The sequence below is a fragment of the Pseudomonas sp. GR 6-02 genome, assembly GCF_001655615.1.
In the GTDB taxonomy this organism is placed as follows: Bacteria; Pseudomonadota; Gammaproteobacteria; order Pseudomonadales; family Pseudomonadaceae; genus Aquipseudomonas.
The window spans coordinates 4,686,154-4,709,525 of sequence record NZ_CP011567.1 but is presented as its reverse complement, the minus strand read 5'-3'; the positions used below and the strand labels follow the sequence as shown (position 1 = coordinate 4,709,525).

Annotated in this window: 19 protein-coding genes and 1 pseudogene; 13 read left to right on the top strand and 7 right to left on the bottom strand. The window is 58.7% G+C overall.

The window, feature by feature from the left end:
* Positions 1-75 precede the first annotated feature (75 nt).
* The gene (gcl, locus tag PGR6_RS20630; RefSeq protein WP_018925088.1) at positions 76-1,851 is read right to left on the bottom strand and encodes a glyoxylate carboligase; all 1,776 of its coding nucleotides are present in this window, start codon (positions 1,849-1,851) and stop codon (positions 76-78) included.
* 266 nt (positions 1,852-2,117) lie between these two features.
* On the opposite strand from gcl, the gene PGR6_RS20625 reads away from it, so the two are divergent.
* From PGR6_RS20625 to PGR6_RS20605, 5 genes and pseudogenes are all read left to right on the top strand, one after another.
* A complete protein-coding gene (locus PGR6_RS20625) occupies positions 2,118-2,558 on the top strand; it encodes a GlcG/HbpS family heme-binding protein (RefSeq protein ID WP_007939170.1) in 441 nt (146 codons plus the stop codon).
* A gap of 223 nt (positions 2,559-2,781) precedes the next feature.
* Positions 2,782-3,447, top strand: coding sequence for an arylformamidase (gene kynB, locus PGR6_RS20620; protein WP_026286331.1), 666 nt, complete (start codon positions 2,782-2,784; stop codon positions 3,445-3,447).
* Positions 3,444-4,298, top strand: a complete 855-nt coding sequence (kynA, locus tag PGR6_RS20615) for a tryptophan 2,3-dioxygenase (protein ID WP_064619411.1) — start codon at positions 3,444-3,446, stop codon at positions 4,296-4,298. The genes kynB and kynA overlap by 4 nt, the downstream gene beginning before the upstream one ends.
* Before the next feature lie 98 nt (positions 4,299-4,396).
* Positions 4,397-5,800 carry an amino acid permease gene (locus tag PGR6_RS20610; protein ID WP_019579611.1) on the top strand — a complete coding sequence of 468 codons (1,404 nt, stop codon included), beginning with the start codon at positions 4,397-4,399 and terminating at the stop codon, positions 5,798-5,800.
* 22 nt (positions 5,801-5,822) lie between these two features.
* A pseudogene (locus tag PGR6_RS20605) lies at positions 5,823-6,835 on the top strand (helix-turn-helix domain-containing protein).
* A 228-nt stretch (positions 6,836-7,063) separates the two neighbouring features.
* Here PGR6_RS20605 and PGR6_RS20600 read toward each other — a convergent pair.
* A complete protein-coding gene (locus tag PGR6_RS20600; RefSeq protein ID WP_007939165.1) occupies positions 7,064-7,537 on the bottom strand; it encodes an Lrp/AsnC family transcriptional regulator in 474 nt (157 codons plus the stop codon).
* Positions 7,538-7,746: 209 nt separating this feature from the next.
* Here PGR6_RS20600 and kynU point away from each other — a divergent pair, with 209 nt between their 5' ends.
* The 3 genes from kynU (at position 7,747) to PGR6_RS20585 (ending at position 11,901) form a co-directional block, all read left to right on the top strand.
* Positions 7,747-8,997 (top strand): kynureninase, encoded by a 1,251-nt coding sequence (gene kynU, locus PGR6_RS20595; RefSeq protein WP_064619408.1) that lies wholly within the window; start codon positions 7,747-7,749, stop codon positions 8,995-8,997.
* 106 nt (positions 8,998-9,103) lie between these two features.
* Positions 9,104-10,417, top strand: coding sequence for an OprD family porin (locus PGR6_RS20590; RefSeq protein WP_064619404.1), 1,314 nt, complete (start codon positions 9,104-9,106; stop codon positions 10,415-10,417).
* A gap of 74 nt (positions 10,418-10,491) precedes the next feature.
* Entirely contained in the window at positions 10,492-11,901 is a 1,410-nt protein-coding gene (locus tag PGR6_RS20585; protein ID WP_064619401.1) for an amino acid permease, read from the top strand.
* A 71-nt stretch (positions 11,902-11,972) separates the two neighbouring features.
* Here the strand turns inward: PGR6_RS20585 and PGR6_RS20580 are convergent, their stop codons facing one another.
* On the bottom strand, positions 11,973-12,578 hold the full coding sequence (locus tag PGR6_RS20580) for a TetR/AcrR family transcriptional regulator (protein WP_007939160.1): 606 nt from the start codon (positions 12,576-12,578) through the stop codon (positions 11,973-11,975).
* Positions 12,579-12,712: 134 nt separating this feature from the next.
* On the opposite strand from PGR6_RS20580, the gene PGR6_RS20575 reads away from it, so the two are divergent.
* Entirely contained in the window at positions 12,713-13,627 is a 915-nt protein-coding gene (locus PGR6_RS20575; RefSeq protein ID WP_064619398.1) for a DUF808 domain-containing protein, read from the top strand.
* A 185-nt stretch (positions 13,628-13,812) separates the two neighbouring features.
* Here the strand turns inward: PGR6_RS20575 and PGR6_RS20570 are convergent, their stop codons facing one another.
* Together PGR6_RS20570 and PGR6_RS20565 are read right to left on the bottom strand one after the other, a co-directional pair.
* Positions 13,813-14,601: an MlaA family lipoprotein gene (locus tag PGR6_RS20570; protein ID WP_064619395.1), complete on the bottom strand. Its 789-nt coding sequence runs from the start codon at positions 14,599-14,601 to the stop codon at positions 13,813-13,815.
* Positions 14,594-15,892 carry a serine protein kinase PrkA gene (locus PGR6_RS20565; protein ID WP_018925099.1) on the bottom strand — a complete coding sequence of 433 codons (1,299 nt, stop codon included), beginning with the start codon at positions 15,890-15,892 and terminating at the stop codon, positions 14,594-14,596. Before PGR6_RS20565 ends, PGR6_RS20570 begins: the two co-directional genes overlap by 8 nt.
* Before the next feature lie 221 nt (positions 15,893-16,113).
* On the opposite strand from PGR6_RS20565, the gene PGR6_RS20560 reads away from it, so the two are divergent.
* The gene (locus PGR6_RS20560) at positions 16,114-16,470 is read left to right on the top strand and encodes a hypothetical protein (RefSeq protein WP_019579618.1); all 357 of its coding nucleotides are present in this window, start codon (positions 16,114-16,116) and stop codon (positions 16,468-16,470) included.
* A gap of 94 nt (positions 16,471-16,564) precedes the next feature.
* Here the strand turns inward: PGR6_RS20560 and PGR6_RS20555 are convergent, their stop codons facing one another.
* Complete coding sequence (locus PGR6_RS20555) at positions 16,565-18,160, bottom strand: glycoside hydrolase family 17 protein (protein WP_064619392.1); 1,596 nt, start codon at positions 18,158-18,160, stop codon at positions 16,565-16,567.
* Between the two features lie 285 nt (positions 18,161-18,445).
* Here PGR6_RS20555 and PGR6_RS20545 point away from each other — a divergent pair, with 285 nt between their 5' ends.
* The 3 genes from PGR6_RS20545 (at position 18,446) to PGR6_RS20535 (ending at position 21,460) form a co-directional block, all read left to right on the top strand.
* Entirely contained in the window at positions 18,446-19,297 is an 852-nt protein-coding gene (locus PGR6_RS20545) for a glycine betaine ABC transporter substrate-binding protein (RefSeq protein WP_018925103.1), read from the top strand.
* A 196-nt stretch (positions 19,298-19,493) separates the two neighbouring features.
* A complete protein-coding gene (locus PGR6_RS20540; RefSeq protein WP_007939152.1) occupies positions 19,494-19,805 on the top strand; it encodes a DUF485 domain-containing protein in 312 nt (103 codons plus the stop codon).
* Complete coding sequence (locus tag PGR6_RS20535) at positions 19,802-21,460, top strand: cation acetate symporter (protein ID WP_018925104.1); 1,659 nt, start codon at positions 19,802-19,804, stop codon at positions 21,458-21,460. Before PGR6_RS20540 ends, PGR6_RS20535 begins: the two co-directional genes overlap by 4 nt.
* Positions 21,461-21,845: 385 nt before the next feature.
* Here the strand turns inward: PGR6_RS20535 and gltA are convergent, their stop codons facing one another.
* Positions 21,846-23,135 carry a citrate synthase gene (gene gltA / locus PGR6_RS20530; RefSeq protein WP_018925105.1) on the bottom strand — a complete coding sequence of 430 codons (1,290 nt, stop codon included), beginning with the start codon at positions 23,133-23,135 and terminating at the stop codon, positions 21,846-21,848.
* Positions 23,136-23,372: the final 237 nt, after the last annotated feature.

Below are 23,372 nucleotides of genomic sequence, written 5' to 3'. Positions count from 1 at the left end.
GTATCAATCGACATTGATGTGATTGACACATCGCCATCGCCAGCAAGCCGGCTCCCACAGGGGAACGATCAGCAGTTAATCGAGCAGCGAAATCGCCGTTGGCGCATCGTTGCCGACCAGCGCCAGGTCTTCGAATTCGTTGACGGCGTTGATTTCGGTGCCCATGGAAATGTTGGTCACGCGCTCCAGAATGATCTCGACGATTACCGGCACCTTGAACTCTTCGATCATCTCCTGAGCCTTGCGCAGGGCAGGCTGGATCTGGCCCGGTTCGAATACCCGCAGGGCCTTGCAACCCAGGCCTTCGGCGACCGCGACATGGTCGACACCGTAGCCGTTGAGCTCTGGAGCGTTGAGGTTGTCGAAGGACAGCTGCACGCAGTAGTCCATGTCGAAACCGCGCTGCGCCTGACGGATCAGCCCCAGGTACGAGTTGTTCACCACGACGTGGATGTACGGCAGCTTGAACTGCGCGCCCACCGCCAGTTCTTCGATCATGAACTGGAAGTCGTAGTCGCCCGAGAGCGCCACCACCTTGCGGGTCGGATCGGCCTTGACCACGCCGAGCGCGGCCGGAATGGTCCAGCCCAACGGGCCGGCCTGGCCGCAGTTGATCCAGTGACGCGGTTTGTAGACGTGCAGGAACTGCGCGCCGGCAATCTGCGACAGACCGATGGTGCTGACGTAGCAGGTGTCCTTGCCGAACACCTGGTTCATCTCTTCGTAAACGCGCTGCGGCTTGACCGGCACGTTGTCGAAGTGAGTCTTGCGCTGCAGGCTGGCTTTGCGCTGCTGACAGTCTTGCAGCCAGGCGCTGCGGTTTTTCAGCTTGCCAGCGGCTTGCCACTCGCGAGCGACTTCGATGAACACGGTCAACGCGGCAGCGGCGTCGGACACGATGCCCAGGTCCGGGGTGAACACGCGGCCGATCTGGGTCGGTTCGATGTCGACGTGGATGAATTTGCGGCCTTCGGTGTAAACGTCGACCGAACCGGTGTGACGGTTGGCCCAGCGGTTACCGACGCCCAGCACCACGTCGGACTTCAACATCGTGGCGTTGCCATAGCGGTGCGAGGTTTGCAACCCGACCATGCCGACCATCAACGGGTGATCGTCCGGGATGGTGCCCCAGCCCATCAGGGTCGGGATGACCGGAATACCGGTCAGCTCGGCGAACTCCACCAGCAACTCGCTGGCGTCGGCATTGATGATGCCGCCACCGGCCACCAGCAATGGGCGTTCAGCCTGGTCGAGCATGGCCAGGGCTTTTTCCACCTGCACGCGGGTCGCGCTCGGCTTGGCCAATGGCAGCGGCTGGTAGGCGTCGATGTCGAATTCGATTTCGGCCATCTGCACATCGAACGGCAGGTCGATCAGCACCGGGCCCGGACGGCCGGAACGCATCTCATAGAAGGCTTTCTGGAACGCGTAAGGCACCTGGCCCGGCTCCAGAACCGTGGTCGCCCACTTGGTGACCGGCTTGACTATGCTGGTGATGTCGACGGCCTGGAAGTCTTCCTTGTGCATACGGGCCCGCGGTGCTTGCCCGGTGATGCACAGGATCGGGATCGAGTCGGCCGAAGCGCTGTAGAGCCCGGTGACCATGTCAGTACCGGCAGGTCCCGATGTGCCGATGCACACGCCGATGTTGCCGGCCTTGGTGCGGGTGTAACCCTCGGCCATGTGCGAGGCGCCTTCAACGTGGCGAGCGAGGACGTGATCGATGCCACCGACCTTCTGCAAGGCGGAGTACAGCGGGTTGATCGCGGCGCCCGGGATGCCAAAAGCGGTATCGACCCCTTCGCGGCGCATCACCAGAACGGCGGCTTCGATTGCTCTCATTTTGCTCATGGTTTTGTGCCTCTTACGTTTTGTAATTGTATACAAGTGGCTTTGCGCAGAGTGTATTCACGGCGGACGGCGCAGGTCAATCCATTTTCTCAAGCGGCTGTTTCATTCGTCGGAAGCCCAAATAACTGTGGCTTTTCGTCGCATGTCGCGCTTTTCGAAAATTATTGTATACAAAAAAATAATTCATTGTGTTCTATTTGTTACATCGGATTGCGCAACACAAAGCAATCCAACGGCTTTCCCTATAACAAAATGAGGACGGCACCATGAGCGCTTTAACCTTGAAAGTCGCAGTCAACCTGGCCGATCAGGCCATCACTGCGGGGCGGGCGATCTCTGCCGCGCCATTGACCGTTGCAGTACTGGATGCCGGCGGGCACCTGATAACGCTGCAACGTGAAGACGGCGCCAGCCTGCTGCGTCCGCAGATCGCCATCGGCAAGGCCTGGGGCGCGATTGCCCTGGGCAAGGGCTCACGCCTGCTGGCACAGGACGCCCAACAACGCCCGGCCTTCTTCGCCGCGCTGAATAGTCTGGGGCAGGGCAGCGTCGTCCCGGTACCCGGCGGCGTGTTGGTTCGGGATCAGGACGGGACTGTGTTGGGAGCGGTGGGCATCAGCGGTGATCTGTCAGATGTCGATGAGCAATGTGCGATCCGCGCGATCGAGGGGCAGGGGTTGAAGGCGGATGCGGGGGTGGCTGGTTGATCTTCGGCGCCTGATTTACCGCTTTCGCGAGCTTGCTCGCGAAAGTGCCTTGCGGACGAAAACAGCTTTTTAGCTGCCTGCTTTCTCCGTTGAAATTTCCATCCGGTAAATTCCGGATTTTTAGAATTTTGTGCGAAACATTTGGCTGTTGCCGAATATTTTCGCAAGAAAATTCATAGGTATCACTCGTATCATTCTCTCGGAACAGGCCGAGAGCTTTACAATGAAAACAACACTGTCGTGGTGGGATATCAGCCCGCCTCTGAGCACCGCTACACCTACCTGGCCGGGTGACACACCTTTCCAGGAAGAGCGCGTTTGGACGTTCGGACCCGAGTGTCCGGTAAATGTCGGGCGTATCACCCTGTCACCTCACACGGGGGCCCATGTCGACGCGCCGCTGCATTACAGCGCTGATGGAGTGGCCATTGGCGATGTATCGCTCGATGTCTATATGGGGCCTTGCCGTGTGCTGCATTGCCTGAATAGCGGCCGGCTGGTACACCCCGAGCAGCTTGAAGGTCGCTTGCAAGACCTGCCTGAACGGGTGCTGCTGCGCACCTGGCAACAAGCGCCATTGAGCGCCTGGGATCCGGATTTCACCGCCGTCGCCAAAGAAACCGTCGACCTGCTGGCGAACCTCGGTGTGCGCTTGATCGGTATCGATACGCCATCGCTGGACCCTCAGCAATCCAAAACCATGGATTCGCACAATGCCGTAGCCCGACATGGCATGGCCATCCTCGAGGGCATCGTGCTCGATGACGTCCCGGAAGGGGACTATGAATTGATCGCGCTGCCGCTGCGTTTTGCCCATCTGGACGCCAGTCCGGTCAGGGCAATTTTGCGTCCACTGAATAAACCGCAACTTGAGGAGCCGACTCAATGAGCCAATGCCCCTATTCAACTGCAAACCAGACGGAAGAATGGCATAACGCCGAGCTGAATTTTTCCGACTCCATGAGCTACGGCGACTACCTGGATCTGGGGCGCATTCTCAGCGCACAGCACCCGTTATCTCCGGACCATAACGAGATGCTGTTCATCATCCAGCATCAGACGTCAGAGCTGTGGATGAAGCTGATGCTGCACGAGCTCAAAGCCGCTCGTGAACACATTCGACAGGGAGAGTTGCCGCCCGCGTTCAAGATGCTGGCGCGGGTCTCGCGGATTTTTGATCAACTGGTGCATGCCTGGACGGTGCTGGCCACCATGACACCCACCGAGTACCACGCGATACGGCCGTTTCTGGGGCAGTCATCGGGCTTTCAGTCGTTCCAGTACCGCGAGATCGAATTCATTCTGGGCAACAAAAGCGCGACCCTGTTGCGCCCCCATGCGCATCGGCCGGAACTGTTGCAGGCGCTTGAAAAGGCGATCGCCACACCGTCGCTGTATGACGAGGCGATTCGCTTGATGGCCAGCGCAGGCTTGACCATCGACCCACAGCGTTTCGAGCGCGATCCGAGCAGTCCGACGGCGCATGACGCGTCGGTCGAAGCCGCCTGGCGCGAGGTCTACACTGACCCTTCGCGTTATTGGGATCTCTATCAGCTGGCGGAGAAACTCATCGACCTTGAGGACTCGTTCCGTCAATGGCGCTTCCGGCATGTGACCACGGTCGAGCGGATCATCGGCTTTCAACCAGGGACCGGTGGCACAGAAGGTGTCGGTTATCTGCGCAAGATGCTCGATACCGTGTTGTTCCCGGAGTTGTGGCGAGTGCGCTCAACTCTTTAATTTACCGAGAATGATGTTGGAACGCTTAAACCGAGCGGCAATTGAGTAAATTGACGCATTCAAACCATGCCTGACCATAACAATTAAAAGGTAACCAGATGGCGGATGAAATCTTGAGGCAAGGCGAGCTCAAGCGAGGGCTGAAAAATCGTCATATTCAGCTGATCGCATTGGGCGGAGCGATAGGGACCGGGTTGTTTCTCGGCTCTGCCGGAGTACTCAAATCGGCCGGGCCGTCGATGATCCTCGGCTATGCGATTGCCGGCTTCATCGCCTTTCTGATCATGCGCCAGCTGGGCGAGATGATTGTCGAGGAACCGGTGGCCGGCTCCTTCAGTCATTTTGCCCACAAGTACTGGGGCGGCTATGCCGGCTTTCTGTCCGGCTGGAACTACTGGGTGCTGTATGTGCTGGTGGGCATGGCCGAGTTGACGGCTGTCGGCAAGTACGTGCAGTTCTGGTGGCCGGAAGTCCCCTCCTGGGTCAGCGCGGCAGTGTTCTTCGTCCTGGTCAATTTGATCAATATGATGAACGTCAAAGTCTTCGGCGAAATGGAGTTCTGGTTCGCAATCATCAAGGTCGTCGCGATCATTGGCATGATCGTCCTGGGCTGCTACATGTTGTTCAGCGGAACGGGCGGCCCGCAGGCCTCGGTCAGCAATCTGTGGAGTCACGGCGGCTTCTTTCCCAACGGCACCACTGGGTTGCTGATGTCCATGGCGTTCATCATGTTCTCCTTCGGCGGCCTGGAACTGGTCGGCATCACCGCCGCTGAAGCCAGCGAGCCGGGTAAGGTGATTCCCAAGGCGATCAACCAGGTGGTTTATCGCGTGCTGATCTTCTACGTCGGCGCACTCACCGTGTTGTTGTCGCTGTATCCGTGGGATCAACTGCTACAGACACTGGGCGCTTCGGGCGATGCCTATAGCGGCAGCCCGTTCGTGCAGATCTTCTCCTTGATCGGCAGCGACACCGCAGCGCACATCCTCAATTTCGTGGTGCTCACCGCGGCACTCTCTGTCTATAACAGTGGCGTCTACTGCAACAGCCGCATGCTCTATGGCCTGGCCGAACAGGGCGACGCACCCAAGGCGCTGATGAAACTGAACAAGCAGGGCGTGCCTCTACTGGCGCTGGGCGTATCTGCGTTGATCACCATGCTGTCCGTGCTGGTTAACTACCTCGCCCCGCATGAAGCGCTTGAGTTGCTCTTTGCGCTGGTGGTCGCATCGCTGATGATCAACTGGGCGATGATCAGCCTGACGCACCTGAAATTTCGCAAAATCATGGGCCAGCGAGGTATCGTGCCGGGCTTCAAGGCGTTCTGGTTCCCTTACAGCAATTACTTGTGCCTGGCCTTCATGGCCATGATTGTCTGCGTCATGCTGATGATTCCAGGGATACGCGCTTCAGTCTTCGCCATACCGGTGTGGGTGTTGATCATCTTCGGTTTTTACCGGATGCGTATGGCCAAGGATCGGGCCTTGCCGATAGTTCAATAGCCTTTGCCGTGGGTGCGCCGTGATGAGTAGCAACGCTGATCCGCAGTTTCGCGACATTCGTATCGATCACTATGACCTCGAGGGTGCGAGGAACTGGATGTCTGGTATCTGCGGACCGCACCCCTCCAGACTTCGACGCCCGAGCGGATCCGCTTTCATCACAGCGCCAATGTGTTCAAGTCGATGGCCACGACCCTGGGCACGCTCTCGTACGGCACCGATGTCACCATCGATATCGAAGACGCCGAGCACTTCAGCAGTTACAGCCTGAGTTTGCCTTTGGTGGGCGAGCAGGAGCTGAGCAAGAACGGCAGCGTGTCGAAATCCAACCGCGATCAAGGGGTGATTATTTCCCCGAACGAGAACCAGATGCTGGCGATCTCCGGCGACTGCCGCAAAGTTCAGGTGGTGATCACCCGCGTCGCCATGAGCGAGTCGCTGGAGGGCCTGCTGCAGCGACCGCTGGATACGCCGCTGCGTTTCGAGCCGGTGATGGATGCGGTGGACGGCGCGTCGGCCTCGTGGTGGCGCATGGCGCGTTATTTCATCGCGGAGCTGGAACGCAGCAATGAACTGTACGAACAGGTGGTCTTCACTCGGGACATCGAAAGCTCATTGATCAAAGGCTTGATCCTCGCCCAGCCGAACAACTACTCCGAAGAATTGCGCAACGTGCTCGGCGTGAAACTGCCGCACTACCTGATCAGGGCCAAGCAATACATTCACGACAATGCTCGCGAAGCCTTGCACCTGGAGGATATCGAGGTCGCGGCCGGGGTCTCGCGTTTCAAGCTGTGCGAGGCGTTCAAGAAGTACTTCGCCCTGTCGCCGATGGTCTACCTGAAAAAGTACCGGTTGAACGCTGTGCGCCAGGAAATCCTCGAACACGGCTCGGCGCGCAATATTTCTGCGATTGCCATGGGCTGGGGCTTTACGCATTTGGGACGTTTTTCCGCCGAATACCGCAAGTTGTTCGACGAGTCCCCCAGCACGACCTTGCAGCGTAACGAAGCCCGGCGCATGCGCGGGGGCTGAATATCCCGGTGTCCAGAATTGAATCAGATCTGCGACAGCAGCCTGATGAAGCTCTATTTGTGGCGAGGGAGCTTGCTCCCGCTGGGCTGCGAAGCAGCCCTAAAGCCTGCGGATGGGGGATCTCTGACAAACCTCGGTTGCGAATTTCAGGACCGCTTCGCGCTCCAGCGGGAGCAAGCTCCCTCGCCACAATTGATCACCTGATCATCGATATCCATTAACTGGTGCTCACTTACGCACCACCAAATCAAGCAACGTCTCCCGCTCCTTGATTTTCTGCAACACGATTTCCGAGCGGATATCAGTCACCCCCGCCGTGCGGTTCAGTTGGTTGACGATGAAGTCGGAGAAGTGTTTGACGTTGCGCGCCTGGACCCGCAGCACATAGTTGCTCGCCCCGGTAATCACGTAGGCGGTGACCACTTCCGGCCACAACTGGACCTTCTTGATGAAGGTCTCGTGCCAGTCCTCGACGTCCTGTCGCAATGACACATGGACGATGGCTTCCAGTTCGACTCCCAGCTTCTCTGCGTTCAGCATCGCGCGATAGCCGGTGATGATTCCTTCACTTTCCAGCAGGCGTAAACGGCGCAAACAGGCCGACGGCGACAGTGCGACCTTTTCTGCCATTTCGTGGTTGCTGATACGGCCGTCACGTTGCAAGAGATGCAGGATCCGCAGGTCTGTCGGGTCGAGAGTCATGGATAGAATAAATCCTCGATATTTGGCGTTGGATTCGAATTTTCTACGAGATAAATACTAGATGGCTGCTTACTTTGCACGAAAATTCTCTAAAGCTTCGTTCATTATTTCCTCATCGTGAAGGCGCAAATAACGCCTGAAACACGACACTCACACCCGACTATTGCGATCTGCCCGGACGGCACTTCTTTCAAAAAGCAGGACACCCAATGACTACAAGAAACGATTGTCTGACGCTTGATGCGCAGGACGCTCTGGCCCCTCTGCGTCAGCAGTTTGCGCTCCCCGAAGGGGTGATCTATCTCGACGGCAACTCCCTCGGCGCGCGCCCGGTCGCAGCGCTGGCGCGTGCTCAGGCAGTGATCGCCGATGAATGGGGCAATGGCCTGATCCGCAGTTGGAACAGCGCTGGCTGGCGCGATTTGCCTGAGCGTCTGGGCAATCGACTGGCGGGGCTGATTGGCGCCGGTGACGGCGAAGTGGTGGTGACCGACACCACCTCGATCAACCTGTTCAAGGTACTCAGCGCCGCCCTGCGCGTGCAGGCCATGCGGGCGCCGACGCGGCGGGTGATCGTCAGCGAGACCAGCAACTTTCCGACTGACCTGTATATCGCCGAAGGTCTGGCGGACATGCTGCAGCAGGGCTACAGCCTGCGTCTGGTCGACAGCCCGCAAGAGCTGCCGCAAGCGATTGACCAGGACACCGCGGTGGTCATGCTCACCCACGTCAACTACAAGACCGGCTACATGCACGACATGCAGGCCCTGACCGCGCTGACCCATGAATGCGGCGCGCTGGCCATCTGGGACCTGGCGCATTCCGCCGGGGCGGTGCCGGTCGACCTGCATCAGGCGCGCGCCGACTACGCCATCGGTTGCACCTACAAGTACCTCAATGGCGGTCCGGGCTCGCAAGCTTTCGTCTGGGTTTCCCCTGAGTTGTGCGATCTGGTGGCGCAACCGCTGTCCGGCTGGTTCGGTCATTCGCGGCAGTTTGCCATGGAGTCGCATTACCAGCCGAGCAGCGGAATCGCCCGCTATTTGTGCGGCACCCAGCCCATCACTTCATTGGCGATGATCGAGTGTGGTCTGGATGTCTTCGCCCAGACCGACATGGCCAGCCTGCGCAGCAAGTCCCTGGCGCTGACGGACCTGTTCATCCAGTTGGTCGAGCAGCGCTGCGCCGCTCACGAGCTGACCCTGGTCACTCCGCGCGAACACGCCAAGCGTGGCAGCCATGTCAGCTTCGAACATCCCCAGGGTTATGCGGTGATCCAGGCCTTGATCGCCCGTGGCGTGATCGGCGACTACCGCGAGCCGCGGATCATGCGGTTCGGCTTCACCCCGCTGTACACCCGCTTCACCGAGGTCTGGGATGCGGTGCAGATCCTCGGCGAAATACTAGATCAGAAAACCTGGTCGCAAGAGCAATTCCAGATCCGCCACAGCGTCACCTGATACCCCCCGACGCCTTTGTCTTGCTGCCGCGAATTTCCCGGCAGCAGGGCTTCGGTCGCCTCCGATAAGCACTTCTGTGAAAACACAATAATAAGGAACACGCAGAATGAAATTGTCCCTTTGGCCCGCCTTGCCGCTCGCCATTACCAGCTGTCTCGGCCAAGTGGCCCATGCCGCACCCGACAATGGATTCGTTGAAGACAGCAGCCTGACCCTGACCCATCGCAATTTCTATTTCTACCGCAACAACCTCAACAACCCGGGCGGCCAGAACTATCGGGAGGAGTGGGCCCACGGACTTATGCTTGATTATCGTTCCGGCTATACCCAGGGCACAGTGGGTTTCGGAGTCGACGCCTACGCGCAGTTGGGTCTCGAGCTCGACAGCGGCAGGGGGCGTTCCGGCACCGGTTTGTTGCCGGTCGGTTCCGATGGACGCGCCGAGGATGAGTATTCCGAAGCGGGTGGCGCGCTCAAGGCGCGGATCTCGAAGACCGAACTCAAATACGGCAATCTGACACCGCTCAACCCGGTGTTCGGCACCGGCTCGGCGCGCCTGTTCACCACCTACGCCAATGGTTTCCAGCTGACCAGCAACGAGTTGAAAGGACTGCAACTCGATGCCGGGCACTTCACCTCGGGCAATGACAGTGCGTCGACCAACGACGATGGCGCCCTCAAGGCACTGTATGCCGGGGTGGAAACCCGCAGCGTCGATTATCTGGGCGGCAGTTATGCCCTGAGCGATCAATTGAGCGTCAGCCTGTACGGTTCGCAGTTCGCTGATATCTGGCGGCAGTACTACGCCAACGCCAACTACAGGTATGCCCTGAGCGGAAACCAGTCGCTGAACCTGGATTTCAACCTCTATCGCACCAACGACTATGGCCAACGCCTGGCCGGCAAGATCGACAACACCACCTGGTCCCTGGCCGCCGCTTACAAGGTTGGCGCGCACCGCTTGACCCTGGCCTACCAACGGGTCGATGGCGATGAACCGTTCGATTATCTCGGCTTCGATCAGCAGCCGGGCACCTCGATATACCTTGCCAACTCGGTACAGATCCTCGATTTCAACGCGCCCAATGAACGCTCCTGGCAGCTGCGTTATGACCTGGACATGGCGCCCTTTGGCGTGCCGGGCCTGAGCTTCATGTCGCGCTATGTGAGCGGTGACCATATCGACGACAGCCACTACGACGGTGGCCCCAATGGTGCCTATGGGCGTTACGGCAGTGACGGCAAACGCTGGGAACGCGACCTTGAAGCGCGCTACGTGGTGCAGGAGGGCAAGGCCAAGGACCTGTCGATACGTGTGCGTCAGGCCAGTATACGTTCCACCGCCCAGGTGGCCCGGGCGGACACCACCGACAACAACGAAGTCCGGGTGATCATCGAGTATCCGCTGAATATTTTCTGATCCGTGGCTGATCCCCACCGGCAACCCAAACGATTTGCTCTCTTCAAGAAAGACAATATTCAGAGGAAAGAAAAATGACCGATAACGCCGGTTTTGAAAACATCTCCAAGCGTGAGCAGGGCCTCAGGCGCCAGCTCACCTCGGGTCAGATGAGCATGATCGCCATTGGCGGTGCGATTGGCACCGGGCTGTTCATGGGCAGTGCCTACGCCATTGGTTATGCCGGGCCGAGTGTTTTGCTCAGCTACGCGATTGGCGCGATCATCACCCTGCTGTTGATGGGCTGTCTGGCGGAAATGACGGTGGCCCATTCGACCTCCGGCTCGTTCGGCGCCTATGCCGAATTCTATGTCAGCCCATTGGCCGGGTTCCTGGTGCGCTATGCCTATTGGGCGGCGATTGTGCTGGCAGTGGGTACGGAAGTGACGGCGGTGGCGATGTACATGAAGTACTGGTTCGCCAACGTGCCGGAATGGATCTGGATTGTTTCGTTCTCGAGCATGCTGATCGTGCTCAACGCCATCAGCGTGAAAACCTTCGGCACCTTCGAGTACTGGTTCTCGACCATCAAGATCGGTGCGATTGTCGGCTTCATCATCCTCGCGGTGTATGTGGTGTTCGGATCCGGCAACGCGGATTACGGCGTGCACAATTACACCGCCCACGGCGGCTTCTTTCCCAATGGTCTGCAAGGCATGTGGATTGCGGTGATCGTCTCGATCTTCAGCTATCTGAGCGTGGAAATGATCGCAGTGGCCGCTGGCGAGGCGCAGGACCCGGAGCGGGCGGTGAAGAAGGCTTTTCGTGCGACCATCGTGCGGCTGGTGGTGTTCTACCTGCTGACCCTGGCCCTGATGCTGGCGATTGTGCCGTGGGTCCAGGCCGGTCAAGCGCAGAGCCCGTTCGTCACCGTCATGCAGACCATCGGCATTCCCGGCGCAACCGGCGTGATGAATTTCGTGATCCTGATTGCGGCGTTGTCGGCGATGAACAGTCAGCTCTACATCACCACCCGCATGATGTTCAGCCTGTCCCGCGGCGGTTATGCACCCAAGTCCATGGGGGTGTTGAGCAAGACCGGAATCCCGCTGAATGCCTTGTTGCTGTCGAGCTCCGGCATTGCCCTGGCAACGTTGCTCAATGTGCTGTACCCGGAAAGCTCCTTCACCTTGATGATGGCGATCTCGATGTTCGGCGCGATCTTCACCTGGTTCATGATCTTCCTGACCCACTACTGTTTCCGTCGCTACCACGAGCGCAACGGTGAACGGAAACTGTCCTTTCGCATGCGCCTGTTCCCGTACACCACGCTGTTGGGGCTGCTGCTGATGGGCGCGGTGATGATCACCACCTACTTCACCGATGCCTTCAAAATGACCTTGGTATTCGGTGTGCCTTTCCTGCTGATCCTCACGATCGTCTACTGGATCTTCTTCAGAAAGCCCAAGGCAGCCGTGGTGTTGAATCCGCTGCCGAAGGTTTAGAGGGCGCAAACACGCAATCCCGACCGGCAGTTTTCATGGACTGCCGAGTCGGCATTGATCCTGGGCCGCTATCAGTCCGGCTCACATCCCTTGAGCACCAACCGGATAATTGTCTGCGCCGCCGCTTCATAGTCGGCCTCATCCAGCTTGGCCTTGCCGGTCACTGCAGAAATCTGCCAGTCGAAATCGGCGTAGGTCTGGGTCGCGGCCCAAATGCTGAACATCAGGTGGTTGGGGTCGATCGGGGCGATCTGGCCGCGGTCGATCCAGGTCTGGATGCAGTCGATGTTGTGCCTGGCCTGGCCGTTGAGCTGCTCGACCAGGTCGGGGCTCAAATGCGGGGCGCCGTGCATGATTTCGCTGGCAAACACCTTGGAGGCGAAGGGCAGGTCGCGGGATATGCGGATTTTCGAGCGGATGTAGCCACTGAGCACTTCGCTGGGCACGCCGTCGGCATTGAACGGCGTCGAGGCTTGCAGGATGGGCTCGATGATGCTTTCCAGGACCTCGCGGTAGAGGTTTTCCTTGGATTTGAAGTAGTAGTAGACGTTAGGCTTGGGCAGCCCGGCCTTGGCCGCGATGTCACTGGTTTTGGTCGCAGCGAAGCCCTTGTCGGCAAATTCTTCACTGGCGGCACGCAGGATCAGTTCTTTGTTGCGCTCGCGGATAGTGCTCATAAACCAAGGGGTTCCTTGCCTGTTCTGGCGGTTGCGCATGGTAGCACCGGCCTCGCGCGACGCTCAAGAATGCCCCGTGTGGCCTCGGGTCGCGTTATGCTGCGCACCATTCATTCAAGAAGGAAACCCGATTCATGGCAGGAAGCAGTTTGCTGGTGCTGATCGACGACATCGCCACCGTACTGGACGATGTAGCGTTGATGACCAAAATGGCCGCGAAGAAGACCGCCGGTGTCCTGGGCGACGATCTGGCGCTCAACGCCCAGCAGGTTTCCGGCGTGCGTGCCGAACGGGAAATCCCGGTGGTATGGGCGGTCGCCAAGGGCTCGTTTCTCAACAAGCTGATCCTGGTACCGTCGGCGTTGGCCATCAGTGCGTTCATTCCGTGGCTGGTCACACCGTTGCTGATGGTCGGTGGCGCTTACCTGTGCTTCGAAGGCTTCGAAAAACTCGCCCACAAATTCCTGCACAGCAAAGCCGAAGATCAGGCTGAACACGCAGAGCTGGTCGAGGCCGTGGCCAACCCGGCAGTCGATCTGGTGGCGTTCGAGAAGGACAAGATCAAAGGGGCGATTCGTACCGATTTCATTTTGTCGGCAGAAATCATCGCCATCACGTTAGGCACGGTGGCTGACGCTTCACTGACCCAGCAAGTGATCGTGCTCTCGGGCATCGCCATCGTCATGACTATCGGCGTCTATGGCCTGGTGGCCGGCATCGTCAAGCTCGACGACCTTGGCCTGTGGCTGACCCAGAAGCAGGGCCAGATGGCTAAAAGCATCGGCGACGGGATTCTGCGCGCGGCGCCGTACATGATGAAAAGTCTGTCGGTAATCGGCACGGCGGCGATGTTTCTGGTCGGCGGCGGGATTCTGACCCATGGCGTGCCGGTGGTGCATCACTGGATCGAAAGTGTCACCGCAGCGTCTGGTGGGGCCGGGTTTATCGTGCCGACGTTGCTCAATGCAGTGGCCGGGATTGTGGCAGGGGCGGCGGTGCTGATTGGGGTAATGGCTGTCAGCAGGGTTTGGAAGACAGTGAAAGCCTGAAACCTGGTCAGTCCCGTAGGAGCGAGGCTTGCCCGCGAATGGAGCGCGTCGGTTGAACTGAATGACCGCGTTATCGTTCTTCGCGGGCAAGCCTCGCTCCTACAGTGATTGGTGGTGTTTGATACACGCGCATGAAAAAGGCCATTCGACGCAAATCGAATGGCCTTTTTTTGTTGTCGACGAAGTTACTCGGCGATCTGCAGCTTGCGCGCCTCGGTATACACGTAGCGCACTTTTTCATACTCGAACGGTGTGTTCATCTGCCCGTAGCGGAAGCCGTTCTGATAGCGCTTGTCGATGCCGCGCAGTACCCAGATTTCCGGGTGGTTGGAACTGACTTCGGACACGTTCAGGAAATTGATCGCCGATTCGCCGGTGTAGTCGACCGCCAGGCCCGCGGTGTCGCGCAGGTTCGACGGGCCGAGGATTGGCAGCACCAGGTAGGCGCCGCCCGGTACGCCGTAGAAGCCCAGGGTCTGGCCGAAGTCTTCATTGCGGCGCGGCAGGCCCATGGCGGTGGCCGGATCCCACAGGCCGGCGACACCGATGGTGGTGTTGAGCAGCAGGCGCGCGGTGGTGTCCAGCGAGCGTTGCCCCTTGAATTGCAGCAGGCTGTTCACCAGGTTCGGCACATCACCGAGGTTGTTGAAGAAGTTGCTGACGCCGGTGCGCAGGAAACTTGGGGTGACGTAGCGATAGCCGTTGACCACGGGCAGGAACACCCATTCGTCGAACCGGTAGTTGAAGTGGTAGACGCGGCGGTTCCACTCCTCCAGCGGGTCATAGACGTTCAGTGCGTTGAGCGATGAGCGTTCGAACTCGCGCTGATCCAGCCCCGGGTTGAATTTGAGTTTGCTCAGCGGTTCCTTGAAGCCGTCTTTATCGATCACCACTGGGGCGTTGGCTTTGCTGTTGTCGGCATTGGCGACGCCTGCACAGAGTAACGCTGCGATCAGCAGGAAGTATTTAGCCACGGAAAAACTCCAGCATGGCGTCGCTGTTGACGCGATAGTTGAGGTTGCCGCAATGGCCGCCCAATGGATAAACAGTCAAACGGTCGCCAAAGGTGCGGCGCAGAAAGCCCAGGTCGCCAGGGCCGAGGATCACGTCGTCGGCGTTGTGCATGACGGCGATTTTCGGGCTGTCGTGCAGGTAGTCCTTCAGTGCATACAGGCTGACCTGATCGATCAGTTGCAGCAGGCTGCCACCATCGGTGCGGGCGCGCCACATCGGGATGACCTGCTCGGTGATGTAGCAGTCGAAGTCGCACTGCAGCGCGCGCTTAAGGAACGGCGTGAGGGTTGTGCCTTCGGTGATCGGGAATTTCGGTGGCGTGATCAGGCCGCGACGGTTGATCAGGTCCGAGGTAAAGGCGATGTCCGCCGCCGAGAAACGGAACGAAGTGCCGATCAGCATCGCCATCTGCTCGTTGCTCAGGTGTTGCTTGGACTGCTGGAAGTCGTAGAGCAGGGCATCGTTAAGGTCGATGTAGCCCTTTTGCTGGAAGTAGCGGGTCAGTTTCCCCAGCACCAGCTCATAGAAAGTGGTGGTGTTGTTGATGCCCTTGACCTCGGTCTGTACCAGCTTGTCCAGGTTGGTGACCGAGGTGTAAAGGTTGACCGGCGGGTTGAGCAGCAAGACTTTCTTGAAGTTGAAGCTGCGACGGGTTTCATCCAGGTGTGCAACGAAAGCCGCATCCAGGGCGCCGAGGCTATAACCGGTCAGGAAATAATCGGTGACCGGCAGCTTCGGGTTTTGCGCCCGCACGGCCTGCATCACCCGGTACATGTCTTCGGCATCTTCCTTGGTTACGCCCGGGGTGGCGAAGCGCGAGGCGGCGCTCATGAAGTCGAAGCTGGTGGGCGACGACAGCTGCACCACGTGATAGCCGGCCTTGTAATAGAGTTTTTTCAGGTATTCGTTGAGGGTGCTGTCATAGCGTGCACCGGTGCCGGAGATCAGGAAGATCAACGGTGCGGCATGATCCTGCGTGGCGATGCGATAGGTGAGTTTTTTCACCGGCCAGAAGTTGTCCGGCAGATTGAACTCACGCTCCGGGCGCATCGTGACACTGCGGTCTGACTGATTGATGTCTTCATCCAGCGGCAATTCCGGGCGCAAGTCGGGCGGTGTCGTGGCGATGGTCGCCTCGAACGGGTTGGTCAGGGGGTAGCCATAACTGGCGGCGTCAATATCGGCCGCCAGTACGGACGCACTTAAAAGCAAGCCGCCAAACAGGGCGACGAAGCGCAAGGAACGGAGCATGACTAGATCCCTTAGAGGAAGGTGCCAGATGAAGTTCGCAGGCTATGACCATCGGATTTGGGCCAAAGTGCCATGCATCGGCCGCAAACAGGCCTGATTTCGGAGCAACGGTAGCGGGACGATACACTTTGCAGTTATTTCATGAACAGTTAATTGATGTTATTTGCTTACCACGGGCGGGGGATTAAGCTGGCGGCCGATTTCGTTTATTGGAGTGCTTCATGTCCCGCCGTCTGCCCGTGATTCTGCTGCTCGTTCTTCTGCCATTGTGGCTGGCCGCCAGTTATGGCGCGCGTTATGGCTTCATGGAGGATGCTCAATGGGTCGGCATCTGCGTTGACGAGGCCAGCCGCTGGGAGTGCCAGGTGCGCTCGAACCTGGGCTTGATGATTCACTTCAAGGTGCTGGGCTGGGCGGCAGTGGCGGCAGCCGTGACCGGTTTTGTGCTGCCGGGGCGGGCAGGGTGGTGGCTGGCGGTACTGGCGCTGGTGCTCGGGTTTCCGGCGCTGGCGTTGTACACCACCACGTTGGCGGTGTTTGCGGTGGTGATTGCTGCTTTGCGTCTGGTTCGGGCATAAAAAAGATCGCAGCCTGCGGCAGCTCCTACACGGGGATATGCGTTTCCCTGTAGGCGCTGCCGCAGGCTGCGATCTTTTGATCTTGCTGTGTTGATTACCCTTTGCGAACCCGCAAGCTGCGCCACAACGCCGCGACCATCAACACACTCACCAGCGCCCAGCCCCAAGCCTGCTGATTCTGCAGACCTTCACGAAACAGCTGCGGCGCAATGCCGGCGCCGATGATGAAGGTCAGTACGGCGATTTCCCGACGAGGCACGCTCACCGGCCGGCACAGGTACACCAGCGCCGGCAGGATGAAGGCGACACTCGGGAAGCTGCGATAACGCGGGTCGAACACCAGTTCCAGTATCATCACCGCCGCGGCAAAACCTGTCGCTGCCAGCCACCAGCCGGCTCGACGTTCCAGTGCATTGAAGGCGCGTCCACGCCAACCGGTGCGGGCGCTCAAGGTCAGCGCGGCATGGGCCAGTACCAACAGGTTCAACCCCGTCAGCAACGCTACCCACAACCATTCACTGGCAAATCGGGTGGTGACGCGGGCCAGGTCGCCCCAGGCGCCAATCGAGCAGGCCGCCAGGGCACCGAGCAGTGGCAGCACCAACGCTGCGCGGGTGCTGCGAACCCGACCGCCGAGGATCAGCGTGCCGATGAAGATCAAGCCACCCACCGCCAGCCATTGCGACCAGTACGGCACGTTCGAGACCGGCCCGGCGAGCACGCCCTTGTCCTGGCGATCGGCATCGAACAGTCCCCAATAACCGCCCACCGCCCCTTCGCTGGCGCGTTTCCAGGGCTGGTCGAACGCCTCGATCAGGTTGTAATGCCAGCCTTGCTGCTCGGCCATGATCACAAAGCTGCGGATGAACTTGGCTTCATTGACCCGGCTCGGCAGCGCCGTTTCGCGCTGACGACCTTCGCTCGGCCAGCCGGTTTCGCCAATCATCACGTCCTTGGGCGCGAACTTGTTGCCGAACACCTGGCGCACTTCTGCCACATGTTGCAGCGCAGCATCGATGTTCGACGGATCGTCTTCCCAGTACGGCAATAAATGGATGGTCAGGAAATCCACTGCCGGGGCGACTTCCGGATGTTTGAGCCAGAACTCCCAGACGTCGGCGTAGGTCACTGGTTGCTTGATCCGGCTTTTGACTTTATTGATCAGCGTTGCCAGTTGCGCGCCGGTGACTTCCTTGCGCAGCAGGGCTTCGTTGCCGACGATGACCGAGGTCACCACATCCGGGTTGGCATTGGCCGAGGCGATCAGCAGGTCGACTTCCTTGGCGGTGTCCACCGGGTTGCTGTTGACCCAGGCGCCGATCATCAGCTTCAAGCCGTGCTTGCGCGCCAGGTCGGGCAGATCCTGGAGGCCGGTCATGGAATAGGTGCGGATGCATTCGAAACGGGTCGCCAGCAGCGCGAGGTCGGCGTCCATGCGCTCGGGGCGCAGTTTGAACGGCACGTCGAATGGCGATTGGTCCTTGTCGAACGGGGTGTAGGAGGCGCATTGCAGCTTGTGCGTTGCGCTGACCACGTCCGGCAGGATCACCGGTTTGCCGAGGCCGTACCAGAAGCCGCCGAGGGCAAACAGCCCCAGCAGGCAAGCGAAAAGATAAGCCAAAAAAGGAAAGCGTGATGTCGCGGGCATGTTCAGGCCGTCTGGGAGCAAAGCCGGGCATGTTACCTGCATTTGGCCTACGCTTGGTGGGCTGCTTGGTTTTGACATGCAAAGTTCAGGCGGGATGGCCTATGCATTTTTAGCGGTCGCGATTAATGGCCTTCTGATGTCGTTTCTCGATGTCTTGAGGTCGCTGGCAGAGCAGGTCACTGTTGGCGTCAGGTTGATGATCGACACGTCAGTACTCCACTGATAATCGAGCGAGTTTGCGGTCGGCGTGATGGGGGCGCTGTGCACCATAAAAATACGTTGAGCGACTCGGCATCCGTCGAGTGCAGCACTTTCGGGGAAGTAACGATGAAGATGCGACGACTCTTGGGCGCAGGTGCCGCTTTGGTGCTGGCAATCAGTTCTACCGTAGCCAGCGCTGAAGGCAAGGCAGTAACGATCGGTTATGTGGACGGCTGGTCGGACAGCGTCGCCACGACCAACGTGGCTGCTGAAGTGATCAAACAGAAACTCGGTTATGACGTGAAACTGCAAGCGGTTGCCACCGGGATCATGTGGCAAGGTGTGGCCACCGGCAAACTCGACGCCATGCTGTCGGCGTGGCTGCCTGTGACTCACGGCGAATACTGGGCGAAGAACAAGGATCAGGTCGTCGACTACGGCCCGAACTTCAAGGATGCGAAAATCGGTCTGATCGTGCCGGAGTACGTCAAGGCCAAGTCGATTGCGGACCTGAAAACCGACGAGAGCTTCAAGGGCCGTATCGTCGGCATCGACGCCGGTTCAGGCGTGATGCTCAAGACCGATCAGGCCATCAAGGATTACGGTCTGGACAATTACACCCTCAAGGCCAGTTCCGGCGCCGGCATGATTGCCGAGCTGACCCGTGCCGAGAAGAAAAACGAATCCATTGCCGTCACCGGTTGGGTGCCGCACTGGATGTTCGCCAAGTGGAAACTGCGCTTCCTGGAAGACCCGAAAGGCGTTTACGGCGCAGCTGAAACCGTGAACAGCATCGGCAGCAAAGAACTGGCAACCAAAGCGCCTGAAGTCGCGAAGTTCCTGAAGAACTTCCAGTGGGCGTCGAAAGACGAAATCGGCCAGGTCATGTTGGCGATTCAGGACGGTGCCAAGCCTGAAGCGGCAGCGAAAGATTGGGTGGCTAAACACCCGGATCGCGTTGCCGAATGGACCAAATGATTTGAGCTGAAGCGTCTGGTCAGCACCTCCCAAGGCCCCTTGGCTTAAATGCCAAGGGGCTTTTTGCTTTCTGTGGGAATTCGGCGGGGGAGAAACCGTCATGTCGTTCTAATACTAAGGTCGTCTGGAACCTCTCCGGCAGCCGCATAGAGTGGATAACGTTCCAACTAAAATCTGTGCTGCGAGGATAAAAACAATGAACGACAGCATTTACCTCTCGATTCAAAACAGCCCGCGCTTCAAGGAGCTGGTTAGCAAGAGAGAACGATTCGCCTGGATTCTTTCAGCGATCATGCTTGGGCTGTACTCAGGATTCATCCTTTTGATTGCTTACGGGCCGCATATTCTGGGCGCAAAAATCAGCCCCGAGTCTTCGATTACCTGGGGCATTCCGATCGGTGTCGGGCTGATTGTCTCGGCCTTTGTCCTGACTGGCATCTACGTACGACGCGCCAACGGCGAATTCGACGACTTGAACAATGCGATTCTCAAGGAGGCTCAGCAATGATCCGGCGTCTAATCGCTCTCTTGAGCATCGCAGCCTTTGCACCGGGCGCCTGGGCGGCTGAGGCCCTGACAGGTGCAGTGCAGAAACAACCGCTCAACGTATCCGCGATCATGATGTTCGTGGTATTCGTCGGGGCAACCTTGTGCATCACCTATTGGGCGTCCAAGCGCAACAAATCGGCCGCCGACTACTATGCGGCGGGTGGCAAGATCACCGGTTTCCAGAACGGTCTGGCGATTGCCGGTGACTACATGTCCGCGGCGTCCTTCCTGGGTATCTCCGCCCTGGTGTTCACCTCCGGCTACGACGGCCTGATCTACTCGATCGGCTTCCTGGTGGGCTGGCCGATCATTCTGTTCCTGATCGCCGAACGCCTGCGTAACCTGGGCAAGTACACCTTTGCCGACGTGGCGTCCTATCGCCTGGGGCAAACCCAGATTCGCTCGCTGTCGGCGTGCGGTTCGCTGGTGGTGGTGGCGTTCTACCTGATCGCGCAAATGGTCGGTGCCGGCAAGCTGATTCAGCTGCTGTTCGGCCTGGACTACCACGTTGCGGTGATCCTGGTCGGTATCCTGATGTGCCTGTACGTGCTGTTCGGCGGCATGCTGGCGACCACTTGGGTGCAGATCATCAAGGCAGTGCTGTTGCTGTCCGGTGCCTCGTTCATGGCGCTGATGGTGATGAAACACGTCAACTTCGACTTCAACACGCTGTTCTCCGAGGCGATCAAGGTTCACGCCAAAGGTGAAGCAATCATGAGCCCGGGCGGCCTGGTGAAAGACCCGATCTCGGCGTTCTCCCTCGGCCTGGCACTGATGTTCGGTACCGCTGGCCTGCCGCACATCCTGATGCGCTTCTTCACCGTGAGTGACGCGAAAGAAGCGCGTAAAAGCGTGCTGTATGCGACCGGCTTCATTGGTTACTTCTACATCCTGACCTTCATCATCGGTTTCGGCGCGATCCTGCTGGTCAGCACCAACCCGGCCTTTAAAGATGCGGCAGGTGCGCTATTGGGCGGCAACAACATGGCGGCGGTGCATTTGGCCAACGCGGTGGGTGGCAGTGTGTTCCTGGGCTTCATCTCGGCGGTGGCGTTCGCGACCATTCTGGCGGTGGTGGCCGGCCTGACCCTGGCCGGTGCCTCGGCAGTGTCCCATGACCTGTATGCCAGCGTGATCAAGAAGGGCAAGGCCAACGAGAAGGACGAAATCCGCGTCTCGAAAATCACCACCATCGCCCTGGCGGTGCTGGCGATCGGCCTGGGCATTCTGTTCGAGAAGCAGAACATCGCGTTCATGGTGGGCCTGGCGTTCTCCATCGCGGCGAGCTGTAACTTCCCGGTGCTGCTGCTTTCCATGTACTGGAAGAAACTGACGACTCGCGGTGCGATGATCGGCGGTTGGTTGGGGCTGGTCAGTGCGGTTGGCTTGATGGTGCTGGGGCCAACCATCTGGGTGCAGATCATGGGTCACGAGAAGGCGATCTTCCCGTATGAATACCCTGCGCTGTTCTCGATGATCATTGCCTTTATCGGGATCTGGTTCTTCTCGATCACTGACAAATCTGCTGCGGCTGACAATGAGCGGGCGCTGTTCTTCCCGCAGTTTGTCCGTTCGCAGACGGGGTTGGGGGCGAGTGGGGCGGTTTCGCACTAAGGCTTCTTATATATAAGCTGCGCTGACACGAATGCCCCGGTCGAGAGATCGGGGCATTTTTATTGGGCTTTTATGGGCGGTTATCGCCCTTTGTAGGGGCGAGGCTTGCCCGCGAAGGCTATATGCAAAAGCCAAAGCGAGGCGGCCGACCGGCCGGCCTGATCGGACGTGGGGATATATTCCTCCCGTAGGAACTGCCGAAAGCTGCGATCTTTTGATCTTGCCGTTGCTTTGGCTTTTGATCTGTCTGCACGTTTCCCGGAGGCCGAGCCGCCGTTACCGAAGAAACGGATATATACACAACCAAAGAGCACAAACAAAAACGGCCTCTATCTACATAGAGGCCGTTCTCGGTGCAACTTAAGACGTTATCGCAAGACAGGTCTTATTTGCGGTCTTCAAGCGGGGTGATGTCACGCGACTCGTAGCCGGTGTACAGCTGGCGCGGACGGCCGATCTTGTATGGGCTGGAGAGCATTTCTTTCCAGTGGGAGATCCAGCCGACAGTCCGCGCCAGGGCGAAGATCACGGTGAACATACTGGTTGGAATGCCGATCGCCTTGAGGATGATCCCCGAGTAGAAGTCGACGTTCGGGTACAGCGAGCGTTCGATGAAGTACGGATCGGTCAGGGCGATCTCTTCCAGGCGCATGGCCAGTTCGAGTTGCGGATCGTTGGTGATGCCCAGTTCCTTCAATACTTCGTCGCAGGTCTGCTTCATGACGGTAGCGCGTGGGTCGCGGTTTTTGTAAACCCGGTGACCGAAGCCCATCAGTTTGAACGGATCGTTCTTGTCTTTGGCCTTGGCGATGTACTTGTCGATGTTCGAGACATCGCCAATTTCATCGAGCATGGTCAACACGGCTTCGTTCGCACCGCCGTGGGCAGGGCCCCACAGTGCAGCGATACCGGCGGCGATACAGGCGAACGGGTTGGCACCCGAGGAACCTGCCAGACGTACGGTGGAGGTCGATGCGTTCTGTTCGTGGTCGGCATGGAGGATGAAGATCCGGTCCATGGCCTTGGCGAGTACCGGGCTGATCGGTTTGATCTCGCACGGGGTGTTGAACATCATGTGCAGGAAGTTTTCCGCGTACGACAGGTCGTTGCGCGGGTACATCATGGGTTGGCCCATGGAGTACTTGTAAACCATTGCAGCCAGGGTCGGCATCTTGGCAACCAGGCGGATCGCGGAAATTTCGCGATGCTGCGGGTTATTGATGTCGAGGGAGTCGTGGTAGAACGCCGAGAGGGCGCCAACTACACCGCACATGACGGCCATCGGGTGGGCGTCGCGACGGAAGCCGTTGAAGAAGGTCTTCAACTGCTCGTGGACCATGGTGTGGTTCTTCACGGTGCCGACGAACTGGGCCTTCTGTTCTGCGGTCGGCAGCTCGCCGTTGAGCAGCAGGTAGCAGGTTTCCAGGTAGTCCGACTTTTCAGCCAGCTGTTCGATCGGGTAGCCGCGGTGCAGCAGAATACCGTTGTCGCCGTCGATGTAGGTGATCTTCGACTCGCAAGAGGCGGTCGACATGAAACCAGGGTCAAAGGTGAAACGGCCCGTGGCCGTCAGGCCCCGAACGTCGATAACATCGGGACCAACGGTGCCGGTTAAAATGGGCAGCTCGACGGGGGCTGCGCCCTCGATGATCAACTGCGCTTTTTTGTCAGCCATGTGGCCTCCTATTTATGCTTGAAATCATCAGACAGACCCCCCACGCAGGGCCCGCACCACTATAGTGAGATAAATTCGAATGTCAATTTGCCTAAAGTCTTGCTCCAGAAGGCTTTAACCGCACTTTTTTCTCGAAATTGTCTGCCGTTTACGCCTTTTATGTCACTTGTGCAATCCGCTATTAGGGGAAGGTGAACGCGTTGTCATTAGTAGCCTAACTGTCTATACTCGGCCACC

What these genes read in the sequence shown, in the direction of transcription:
- PGR6_RS20600 (WP_007939165.1), bottom strand. Translation starts at nt 7,537, where the DNA reads ATGACTCTCGACCCGACAGACCTGCGGATCCTGCATCTCTTGCAACGT.
- kynU (WP_064619408.1), top strand. Translation starts at nt 7,747, where the DNA reads ATGACTACAAGAAACGATTGTCTGACGCTTGATGCGCAGGACGCTCTG.
- PGR6_RS20535 (WP_018925104.1), top strand. Translation starts at nt 19,802, where the DNA reads ATGATCCGGCGTCTAATCGCTCTCTTGAGCATCGCAGCCTTTGCACCG.
- gltA (WP_018925105.1), bottom strand. Translation starts at nt 23,135, where the DNA reads ATGGCTGACAAAAAAGCGCAGTTGATCATCGAGGGCGCAGCCCCCGTC.
- PGR6_RS20585 (WP_064619401.1), top strand. Translation starts at nt 10,492, where the DNA reads ATGACCGATAACGCCGGTTTTGAAAACATCTCCAAGCGTGAGCAGGGC.
- PGR6_RS20540 (WP_007939152.1), top strand. Translation starts at nt 19,494, where the DNA reads ATGAACGACAGCATTTACCTCTCGATTCAAAACAGCCCGCGCTTCAAG.
- PGR6_RS20545 (WP_018925103.1), top strand. Translation starts at nt 18,446, where the DNA reads ATGAAGATGCGACGACTCTTGGGCGCAGGTGCCGCTTTGGTGCTGGCA.
- PGR6_RS20590 (WP_064619404.1), top strand. Translation starts at nt 9,104, where the DNA reads ATGAAATTGTCCCTTTGGCCCGCCTTGCCGCTCGCCATTACCAGCTGT.
- PGR6_RS20565 (WP_018925099.1), bottom strand. Translation starts at nt 15,892, where the DNA reads ATGCTCCGTTCCTTGCGCTTCGTCGCCCTGTTTGGCGGCTTGCTTTTA.
- kynB (WP_026286331.1), top strand. Translation starts at nt 2,782, where the DNA reads ATGAAAACAACACTGTCGTGGTGGGATATCAGCCCGCCTCTGAGCACC.
- PGR6_RS20560 (WP_019579618.1), top strand. Translation starts at nt 16,114, where the DNA reads ATGTCCCGCCGTCTGCCCGTGATTCTGCTGCTCGTTCTTCTGCCATTG.
- kynA (WP_064619411.1), top strand. Translation starts at nt 3,444, where the DNA reads ATGAGCCAATGCCCCTATTCAACTGCAAACCAGACGGAAGAATGGCAT.
- PGR6_RS20580 (WP_007939160.1), bottom strand. Translation starts at nt 12,578, where the DNA reads ATGAGCACTATCCGCGAGCGCAACAAAGAACTGATCCTGCGTGCCGCC.
- gcl (WP_018925088.1), bottom strand. Translation starts at nt 1,851, where the DNA reads ATGAGCAAAATGAGAGCAATCGAAGCCGCCGTTCTGGTGATGCGCCGC.
- PGR6_RS20625 (WP_007939170.1), top strand. Translation starts at nt 2,118, where the DNA reads ATGAGCGCTTTAACCTTGAAAGTCGCAGTCAACCTGGCCGATCAGGCC.
- PGR6_RS20555 (WP_064619392.1), bottom strand. Translation starts at nt 18,160, where the DNA reads ATGCAGGTAACATGCCCGGCTTTGCTCCCAGACGGCCTGAACATGCCC.
- PGR6_RS20610 (WP_019579611.1), top strand. Translation starts at nt 4,397, where the DNA reads ATGGCGGATGAAATCTTGAGGCAAGGCGAGCTCAAGCGAGGGCTGAAA.
- PGR6_RS20575 (WP_064619398.1), top strand. Translation starts at nt 12,713, where the DNA reads ATGGCAGGAAGCAGTTTGCTGGTGCTGATCGACGACATCGCCACCGTA.